At 75.3% G+C, this 9763-nt stretch carries 6 protein-coding genes; 3 read left to right on the forward strand and 3 right to left on the reverse strand.

Features of this window, described 5'->3' with window-relative positions; translation table 11 throughout:
- Positions 1 to 18: 18 nt before the first annotated feature.
- Positions 19 to 2238: a hypothetical protein gene (locus O4U47_RS21465; RefSeq protein WP_270679718.1), complete on the reverse strand. Its 2220-nt coding sequence runs from the start codon at positions 2236 to 2238 to the stop codon at positions 19 to 21.
- A 364-nt stretch (positions 2239 to 2602) separates the two neighbouring features.
- Between O4U47_RS21465 and O4U47_RS21470 the strand changes: the two genes are divergently transcribed.
- Positions 2603 to 3835 (forward strand): aminotransferase-like domain-containing protein, encoded by a 1233-nt coding sequence (locus O4U47_RS21470; RefSeq protein WP_270679726.1) that lies wholly within the window; start codon positions 2603 to 2605, stop codon positions 3833 to 3835.
- A gap of 32 nt (positions 3836 to 3867) precedes the next feature.
- Complete coding sequence (locus O4U47_RS21475) at positions 3868 to 4818, forward strand: D-alanine--D-alanine ligase family protein (RefSeq protein WP_270679719.1); 951 nt, start codon at positions 3868 to 3870, stop codon at positions 4816 to 4818.
- Positions 4819 to 4883: 65 nt separating this feature from the next.
- Here O4U47_RS21475 and O4U47_RS21480 read toward each other — a convergent pair whose 3' ends face one another.
- Together O4U47_RS21480 and O4U47_RS21485 are read right to left on the reverse strand one after the other, a co-directional pair.
- On the reverse strand, positions 4884 to 5849 hold the full coding sequence (locus tag O4U47_RS21480) for an FAD binding domain-containing protein (protein WP_270679720.1): 966 nt from the start codon (positions 5847 to 5849) through the stop codon (positions 4884 to 4886).
- Positions 5849 to 8434 (reverse strand): molybdopterin-dependent oxidoreductase, encoded by a 2586-nt coding sequence (locus O4U47_RS21485; RefSeq protein ID WP_270679721.1) that lies wholly within the window; start codon positions 8432 to 8434, stop codon positions 5849 to 5851. The genes O4U47_RS21480 and O4U47_RS21485 overlap by 1 nt, the downstream gene beginning before the upstream one ends.
- An 87-nt stretch (positions 8435 to 8521) precedes the next feature.
- Between O4U47_RS21485 and O4U47_RS21490 the strand changes: the two genes are divergently transcribed.
- Entirely contained in the window at positions 8522 to 9139 is a 618-nt protein-coding gene (locus O4U47_RS21490) for a TetR/AcrR family transcriptional regulator (protein WP_270679722.1), read from the forward strand.
- The last annotated feature ends 624 nt before the right edge of the window (positions 9140 to 9763 follow it).

The raw sequence follows: 9763 nt of genomic DNA on the forward strand, positions 1-9763 counted from the left end.
CTCCCCTTCCTCTCAGGATCAGTCCTGCAGGGCCTCTGAACCGTGCCTGTGGGAGGCCGCCAGCAGGGCGCCGCCATCGCCCGGTCCGCCGTCCGCCAGCACCTCGTACTTGTCGGCGACGCGCCGGTGGACCGCGCCCAGGCAGGGACAGCCGAACGGGTCCCGGGCGACGACCAGCCCCGCGAGAAGCGAGGCGACCGTCGTGACGGCCTTCCCCGCCCCTGCGTCCAGGGCCTTCGCCTGCGCGCGCGCCTCGGAGGCCAGCCGGTTCACGCGGTCGATCGGTGCCTCGCCGGGGCCGCCCTCCTCCCGGGCGGCGGCGAGCATCGGGGCCGACGCCGCGTCCTCGACCCACGCGACCCACGCCCGGGTCCGCTCCTGGTCGCCCGCGGTCTTGCCCAGCATCCCGGCGGCCTCGACGGCCGCCGCGCCGATCCCTTCGGCGGCGAGCCGGTGATAGAGCAGCCCCGCCTCCGCCCCGTGGACCATGCCGTCGGAGACCGCCTCCTCGTAGTGCTCGGCGAGCCTCTCGTGGACCAGGCGGAACAGGTGCGGCGCCCCGTTGTTGTGCGCGAGCCGCCGCTGCAGCAGGCGCCGCAGAAGCGCGAAACCGGGATCGGGCCCCCACAGCAGGTCCTTGCGGTCGGCCGTCAGCCGTGACGCCTTCGTCTCGAGGCCGCGGGTCCCGGGGTGCAGCACGGCCTGGGCCGCGTCGCCGTCGCGGGCGGCGCTGTGCACCCACAGCGTGTGGTCCCATGTATCGACCCGCCCGCCGAGCAGCGTGCGGCACAGCTCCTCCTCCGGTGCCGTCCGCGGGAGCGGCGCGCCGTCGGGGTCGAACGGCGGCAGCAGCATGTGCAGGTCGGGCCCGGCGTGCCCCGGGGGCCAGTGCGGCCCCTTCCCGGCGGAGTGCCGCGCCACCACCGCGGCCGCCCCCGCGTGGCCGCCGACCGACCGGTGCAGGAGCCGCCCCGTCCGTTTCGCGTCGGGCCAGCGGTGGCCCATCGCCCCGGCCAGCTCGGCGCAGTCCACCCGGGTGAGCAGGGGCAGCCTGTAGCCGAGCACGTCGGGCGTGCCGCGCTCACGCGGGGCCGTGGGCCCCCACAGCGCGTCCTCCGACGCGCGGACGCGCGTCCCGTGCCGGTCGCGGACCAGGACCCGGTGCCGGTCGTCCAGAGAGCCGGGGAACAGGTCGAAGCGCACGGTCGCGACCACCGTGAGCCGATCGGGCCCAGCGCCTTCCCTGCGGTCCTGGCGGCGTGCCTCCAGCAGGTGGTGGAGCAAGTCCCGGCCCGGGTCGGCCTCGGCGTCGTCGATCAGCGCGACACGGTGGTCCAGCAGGGCGCTGTGCCTGCTCATGCGGGTGTAGGAGTCCCGCAGGTCGGCGAGGAACGCCTGGCACAGGACCGTGTCGAGCGTGCCGTCGCCGTCGCCGGTGCGCCTGCGGACCGTGGCCATCCGCTCCAGCGTGGCCAGGGCCAGGTACCCGTCCGGGGGCGCGCCCTCGTCGAAGCCGGGCAGGAGGAGCCGGCTCCTGCCGAACCAGTCGCGGACCTCCTCCAGGCGCCGCCGGAAGGAGAGGAGCACCGGCAGGCGCCGTGTGACCAGCGCGACGGCCGAACCGGCGGTGTACCCCAGCAGCTCGGCGGCGACCGCCACGGGCACCGAGGCGCCCGAGGCCTCGGACATCCCGGCGCTGAAGCCGCCGGCCACGACCTTGTCGGCGATGTCGGTGAGGCGGTCGGCGAGCCGCGCCGCGTCGCGCGACGAGGACTGCAGCCGCTCACGGGCCCGCACGCGCATCTCCTGTTCGGACCCGGCGTCCGCGGCCCCGTCCTCTCCGTCGGGCCGGGGCCCCAGGAACAGGCGGGCGGCGGCGAGCCGGGGGAAGCGGAGGCGGCCGTGGTAGGTGCCGGTGTGCGCGCTCAGCCCGCGCGACAGCGCGAACACCGCGTCGGGGACGTCGCGCAGCCGGGCCGCGTCCATGTCGAGCAGGACGCAGGGGACGGCGTCGGCGGGCTCGCCCCGGGAACGGCACTCCCGTTCGATCCGGGACAGCAGGGCGCTTTTTCCGGACGCGTGCATTCCGGTGACGACCAGAATGGGTCCCCGGTCCAGCTCGATTCCGTGCACCAGGGACGGCGCATCCGCGCGCGGTGCTCTGCGGAGGTCGGCGACGATATCGACCGCCTCCCGACGTCCGTACAGCTTGACCTGGTCCGCGTCGGGTCGCCCCACGCCCCGGTCCTCCAGTCGTTCGCCGCGATTCCCCCCGGTCGCTGGTCACGACATTACCTGATCATTTTTGATTTCGGGTTGGAAATGGGTTGAAGGCGTTATGTGAAAGGAGTTCGCGTCGGGGGTGCGGGTATTTCGTCGGGACATCGGGCGCATTCACGTTCTTCTGGGCCCCGGCGGCGCCCGGCCCGGCCCCCGGCCCCGCGGGCCGTCCACCCGCGCACCGCACGTACACTGGGCCGATCGACGCTCGTACACGCGGAGGTGGATCGTGTCCTCGGATGATCCCCAACGGCAGGCGGCCCCCCGGCGGGGCTCGCGCATCGACCCCTACGTCGGCTCCTACGCCGCACGGGCCCAGGGGATGGTCGCCTCCGAGGTGCGCGCCCTGTTCGCCGTCGCCTCCCGCCCCGAGGTGGTCTCCCTCGCCGGGGGCATGCCCAACGTGAGCGCGCTGCCGCTGGACCAGGTCGGCGACATCGTCCGCCGCGTCGCCACCGAGCAGGGCGCCACCGCCCTGCAGTACGGCTCCGCGCAGGGCGACCCCGACCTGCGCGAGCGCATCTGCGAGGTCATGGCCCTGGAGGGCATCGACGCCGCCCCCGACGACGTCATCGTCACCGTCGGCTCCCAGCAGGCCCTGGACCTGGTCACCCGGGTCTTCGTCGACCCCGGCGACGTGGTTCTGGCCGAGGCGCCCACCTACGTCACCGCCATCAACACCTTCGCCGCCTTCCAGGCCGACATCCGCCACGTGGCCATGGACGACCTCGGGGTGGTCCCCGAGGCCCTGGAGGAGCACCTGGAGGCGCTGGCGGCCGAGGGGCGCCGCGCCAAGTTCTTCTACACGGTCCCCAACTTCCAGAACCCGGCCGGGGTGACGCTGACCGCCGAGCGCCGCCGCCGCGTCCTGGACATCTGCCACCGGCACGGGCTCCTCGTGCTGGAGGACAACCCCTACGGCCTGCTGCGCTACGAGGGCGAGGCCGAGCGCGCCCTGCGCGCCGACGCCCCCGACAACGTCATCTACCTGGGCTCCTTCTCCAAGACCCTGTCCCCGGGGTTCCGCATCGGCTGGGCGCTGGCGCCCTCGGCCGTGCGCGCCAAGCTGGTGCTGGCCGCCGAGTCGGCGATGCTCAGCCACTCCACCTTCAACCAGATGGTGGTCGGCCGCTACCTGTCCGAGCACCCCTGGCGGGAGCAGATCAAGGAGTTCAACGAGATGTACCGGGAGCGCCGCGACGCCATGCTCGCGGCGCTGGAGGCGCTCATGCCGCCCGGGGCCGCGTGGACCCGCCCCGAGGGCGGCTTCTTCGTCTGGCTGACCCTGCCCGAGGGGCTGGACTCCAAGGCGATGCTGCCGCGCGCCGTCTCCGAGCGGGTCGCCTACGTGCCCGGCACCGGCTTCTTCGCCTCCGACGAGGGCCACCGCAACATGCGGCTGTCGTTCTGCTACCCGACCCCGGCCGAGATCCGCGAAGGCGTGCGGCGGCTGGTGGGCGTCATCGAGAACGAGATGTCGCTGCGCGACACCTTCGGCGCCGCACCGTCGGCCCCGCACGGCGGCGGCGAGGCCCCGACCCCCGACCTTCCCTAGTGCACGAGCAGAAGCGGAAAGAGGACGCGACCGTGGCCGATCTGGACCGGGTGCTGGTGCTGGCCGGAGGGCTCTCCCCCGAGCACGAAGTGAGCGTCCGCTCCGGGCGCCGCGTCGCCGAGTCCCTGCGCCGCCTGGACATCGAGGTGCAGACCGCCGACGTGGACTCCGCCCTGCTGGGGCGGCTGTCCTCCGACCCGCCCCAGGCGGTGTTCCCGGTGCTGCACGGCGCCCCCGGCGAGGACGGGGTCGTGCGCGAGGTCCTGGAGGTCAGCGGCGTGCCCTACGTGGGCGCCCGGCCCGACGCCTGCCGCCGCGCCTACGCCAAGCCCGTCGCCAAGGCGCTGGTCGAGGCCCGCGGGGTCGCGGTGCCGCGCGGGGTGGCGCTGCCCAAGGCCGCCTTCCGGGACCTGGGCGCGCGCGAGCTGGTCGACCGCATCGCCGCCGCCCTCGGCCTGCCGCTGTTCGTCAAGCCCGACCAGGGCGGGTCGGCGTTCGGCGCCGCCACGGTCGACAGCGCCGACGCGCTGTCCTCGGCGCTGGTGAACTGCTTCGCCTACGGCGACACGGCCCTGGTGGAGGAGCGCATCGCGGGCACCGAGGTGGCCGTTTCGGTGGTCGACACGGGGGACGGCCCCACGGCGCTGCCGCCGGTGGAGATCGTCCCCGACGGCGGCGTCTACGACTACGCCGCCCGCTACACCGCCGGGCGCACCGAGTTCTTCGCCCCGGCGCGCCTGGAAGGGGCGGTGGCGGAGGCCGCCAAGGAGGCGGCCCTGACCGCGCACAGCGCGCTGGGCCTGCGCGACCTGTCCCGCACGGACATGATCGTGGAGGACTCGGGCCGGGTGGTGTTCCTGGAGGCCAACGTCGCCCCGGGGATGATGGAGACGTCGCTGTTCCCGATGGCCGTGGAGGCCGCGGGGATGGACTTCGCCATCGTGTGCCGGGAACTGGCGCACCGGGCGGCGCTGCGGGGCTGAGCCCCCGGGGGAGCCGGGCGGCGGAGGTGCGCGGCCCCCGGGCGTGAGGACCGCGCACCTCCACCTCACGCCAGCGCGCGCTCCAGCGCGTCGCGCACCGTGTCCCTCAGCAGCGTCGTCTTGTACCGGGTGCCCGGCAGCGGCGAGCACTGGCCCGGCAACCCCTCCACCGCCTTCGCCGCCTCGGACGGGTCGGCGGGCGCCCCCTCAAGGGCCGACTCCACCTCGCCCAGACGGAGCGGGGTGCGGGCCACCGCCCCCGCCGCGACCGCCACCCGGGCCACCCGGCCGCTGCCGCCGTCCTCGCGCACCACCCGGGCCACCGCCTCCACCAGCGGCCACTCCGCGCGCGAGCGCGCCGTCGCCCTGACATAGGCGGCCGTCTCCCCGGGCTCCGGCGCCGGCAGCTCGATCACCCCGAGCACCTCGCCCGGCTCCAGCACGTGGTCCCGCGTGCCGTCGGCGGCGTCGTACAGCTCCCGCAGCGGCCGCTGCACCGGATCGGAGCGCCCGTCGGCCGTCTCCGCACGGGCGTCGTACGCCAGCAGCGCCACCGCCAGGGACGACGCGTGGGGTGCCGCGCACGGCGAAGTGTCGAACGCGACGCCGCCCCTGTGGTCGCCCGCCCGCGCCGGGCACGAGTCGCCCCCGTCCTGGTGGCAGGAGAACTCCGGGTTGCGGAAGTACCAGCACCGGTTCCGCTGCAGCAGGTTCCCGCCCAGCGTGGCCGCGTTGCGGATCTGCGGCGTGGCCAGCGCCCGCGCCGTGGCGGTCAGCGCCGGGTACGCCGCCCCCAGCACCGGGTCGGCCGCGACGTCGGCGACCGTGGTCAGCGCCCCGATGCGGGCGCCCCCGTTCGGCCCCCAGGCCACCCCCCGCAGCTCTTCCAGGCCGCCAAGGTCGGCGAACGGCCCCGCGTCCAGCCCGGCCCGCAGCCGCGCCATGGTGTCGGTCCCCCCGGCCCGCGCCTCGGCGCCCGAGCGCAGCTCCTCGGTGAGGCGGGCGAACTCGTCGGTGCTCACGATGCTCATCAGCGCAGTCCCTCCAGCAGTCGGTCCGGGCGCACGGGCAGGTCGAGGGGGCGGCGGCCGACGGCGTCGCGCACCGCGTTGGCCACCGAGGCGGCCACCCCGACGGTGGAGACCTCGCCCAGGCCCACACCGCCGCCGGGCACGTGCTCCCAGCCCTCCTCGTGGAAGTACACCTCGATCTCCGGGGCGTCGCCGATCCCCGGCAGCCGGTAGTCCTCCAGGTTGTCGCTGAGCGTCCGGCCCGTCACCGGGTCGGTCACCCGCTGCTCGTACAGCGCGTAGCCGATGCCCTGGACCACCCCGCCGTGCGCCTGGTTGCGGGCCTGGCGGTCGGCGTAGATCCGCCCGGCGGCGATCCCCGCCCAGCAGTGCAGCGGCCGCACCCGGCCCAGCCGGGTGTCCACCTCCACCTCCATCACGTGCACCGCCCCGGCCAGCCCCCGGCCGAGGGCCATCTCCGCGTTGTTGAAGGGCGGGGACAGGAACCCCCGCCGGTCCCGGGCGCGCGTGCCCGTGGTGCGCAGGCCCTCGGCCGCCTTCAGGTTCTCCCGGGACGCGGCCGGGCCGCCGTCGGCCGACGCGCGCAGCCGCTCGCCCAGGCGGCGGGCGGCGTCGGCCGCGGCGGGCGCCACCGACGTCGTCGTCCGGCTGCCGAACGAGCCGGGTCCGGGCACCGGGCCGCTGTCCCCGGTCTCCACCCGCACCTGGTCGGCGTCCAGGTCCAGCTCCTCGCGCACGACCCGGGCCAGGACGGTGCGCACACCGGTGCCGATGTCCTGGGTGGAGGTGCGCACCACCACGCATCCGTCCTCCACCACCAGCTCCACCTGGGCGCTGGGGTCGAGCAGGTAGGGCCAGTTGGAGACGGCCACGCCCACGCCCCGGCGGAACCGTCCCGTGCGCGCCCCGCGCTCGCGGTCGCGCCACATCGGTAGAGCGGCGGCGCGCTCGTACAGGGCGGCCCTCTTGGGGTTGCCGTCCCAGCGCTGCCGCAGCGCGATCGGGTCCTCGCCCAGGCGCAGCGCCATCTCGTCGACGGCCTGTTCCAGCGCCCAGGCCAGCGGCGGACCGCCGGGGCCGCGGAACGGCAGGCCCGGCGGGCGGTGGGTGACCACGTCGAAGTCGCGCAGGCGGCGCGGGGCACGGCCATAGATGAGCATGCCGTGCACGGCCACGGCCGACCCGATGGACACCCCGCCGTCGCCCCAGGTGTCGATGGACAGCGCCGACAGGTCCCCCTTCTCGTCGGCGAGCATCGCCAGCCGGGTCCGGGTGCCCGGCCGGTTCCCGGTGTCGGTCAGCTCCTCAGAGCGGTCGAACACCAGGCGGACCGGTGCGCCGGCCAGCCGGGACAGCTCCACCGCGGCGATGGACTCGGTGCTCAGCGCCGACTTCGCGCCGAACCCGCCTCCGACGTGCTCGGCGCGGACGTGCACCCGCTCGGGGTCCAGGTCCCAGTGCTCGGCCGCCTCTCGCGCCACGCCACGCACGTACTGGGTGGACACGTTCAGGTACAGGTCGCCGCCTTCCCACCGGGCGACGCAGGCGTGCGGCTCCAGGGGCGTGTGCACCTGCACCGCGGTGCTGAACTCGGCCGAGAACAGCAGCCGGTCGCCGCGCGCGTGGGCGTCGTTCAGGCGTTTGACGGCGGTGCCGCGGCGGAACCCGAGGTTCAGCGGCCCGCGCCGGTTGCCCCGCCACGGGGCGGGCGCCGTACCGCCCTCGTTGCTGGAGGGCGCGGCCGACCGCTCCTCCTTGTCGGCGTAGACCAGGGGCGCACCGGGGGTGGCGGCGGTCCCGGTGTCGAGGACCGCCGGGAGGTCCCGGTAGTCGACGCGCACCCGCGCGGCGGCCTGCCGCGCCCCGGCGCGGGTGGGGGCGGCGACCGCGGCCACCGGCTGGCCCGCATAGCGCACGGTCCGGTCCTCGGGCAGCAGGTCGACGTGGACCGCTCCGGCCGCGTCGATGCGCTCCACCCGGGCGTGGGCCCGGTCCGAGCGCACCACCACCGCCTCCCAGCACCCCTCGGGGTGCACGTCGGTGGTGTAGCGGGCGCGTCCGGTGATCTTGTCCTCGGCGTCGGTGCGGGCGCCGCCGTCGGCCCCGGAGGAGGCGTCCTCGTCGAAGCGCCCGGCGCACGCGGATGCGACGGCCGCATAGATCCCCTCGTAGGCCCCGCACCGGCACAGGTGGCCGGAGAGGGCGTCGGCGATGTCGGCGCGGTCCGGCGCGCCGGTCCCGTGCTCGGCCCGCCACCGGTCGTGGAAGGCGGCGGCCTCGACGACGAAGCCGGGCGTGCAGTAGCCGCACTGCAGGGCGTCGTGGGCGGCGAAGGCGCGCTGCACGGGGTGGCGCCCCTCCAGGCCCTCGACGGTGGTGACCGAGCGGCCCTCCAGCGCGGTGGAGGGCAGCAGGCAGGAGGCGGTGGGCGCACCGTCGACGAGGACGGTGCAGGCCCCGCATACCCCTTGGCCGCAGGCGATCTTGGCCCCCGTCAGACCGAGCTCCTCGCGGAGGGTTTCGGCCGCGGCGTCCTCGGGGGCAGGGTGGACGGTGGTGTGCTCGCCGTTGACTGTGGTGTCCAAGGCGTCGCTCCCCGGAGAGATTGAGTTGACGCCGTCAACCTAGGAGGGTGAGTTGACGCTGTCAACGCCGTCTCCTACGGTTTTCGCGTGATTCCTGGTCAGTCGCCCGATACCCGAGAGCGGCTCATCCGCGCGGCTTGGGACCTGCTCGGCGAGGGCGGCCCCGGCGCGGTCACGCTGCGCGGAGTGGGCGCACGGGTCGGGCTGTCGCGGACCGCGCCCTACCGCCACTTCGCCGACAAGGACGCCCTGCTGCGCGCCGTCGCCGAGCGGGCCTTCCGGGACTTGGGCGACCGTATGCGCACCGCGGCCCGGGGGGCCGACGACACGCCGTCGGTGCTGCGGGCCGTGCTGATGGCCTACATCGACTTCGCGTCCGAGTACGCCGAGCACTACCGGCTGATGTTCGGCGAGTGGGTGCTCGCCCAGAAGCGGGCCGAAGGCGAGGAGGGCGGACCGCTGCACGCGGCGGCGGTGTCGCTGTTCGAGCTGTGCGCCGGGATGCTGGAGCAGGGGCAGCGCGAAGGCGTGATCCGGCAGGGCGACCCGGCGGACCTGGCGCTGCTGACCTGGTCGACCGTGCACGGGCTGATGGCCTTCGCGCTGTCGGGCCACCTGGAGGCCAAGGAACGCGGGGCGCGCTTGGAGGTCGAGCGCCTGGTGGGCGAGGTCGTGGAGGGGCTGCGAGCGAGGCCGGGGGGTTAGGGGGCGATTCCCGGATGATGCTCTTGTGCCTCTGCTGTGCCTCTGCGCGCGATCACGTCCCTGCAGGGCCGCTTCGGGGCTGTTGCGGTGGGGTGCGAGCGGTGGGGTGCGAGCGGTGGCCGTGGCTGCTGAGAGTTCCCCCAATCCAGCGGACGCCATCGGCGACGGGGGTCCTTCCTCGTGCTCCGGGTCCTAGCCGGTCGGCTGACCTGCGGGGTGCAATGGGAATGGCGGCGACGACGGAGGTAGGCGGCACCGCCTGCGACGCTGTCGGCCGCCCGGCGTGTGCGTGGTCGCCGTGATGGGCAACGACGGATCAGCTGGTCCCCCACTCCCGGGCTCCAGCCGGGTGGCGGGCCACCGGGGTGCGAGGAAGAGGGCGGCGACGGAGTGAGCGGTGCGGTTCCCCGGGCCTGCCTGCCGTCCGGCGGGCCCCTCGCGGTCCGGGCGGGTAGGCGGCTCGGCAGGTACCCCACTCCCGGGCCCCGGCCGAGCGGTGGGCCACCGCAGTGAAAGGTGGATGGCAGCGACGACAACGGGCAGCTGCTCTACCTGCAGCCCTGTCGGCTGCCGGGTGTGTGCGTGGTCACCGGGGTCGGCGGCGACGGCGGAGCTGGTGCCCCG

It is taken from the genome of Nocardiopsis suaedae, assembly GCF_027706745.1.
GTDB classification, from domain to species: Bacteria; Actinomycetota; Actinomycetes; order Streptosporangiales; family Streptosporangiaceae; genus Nocardiopsis_A; species Nocardiopsis_A suaedae.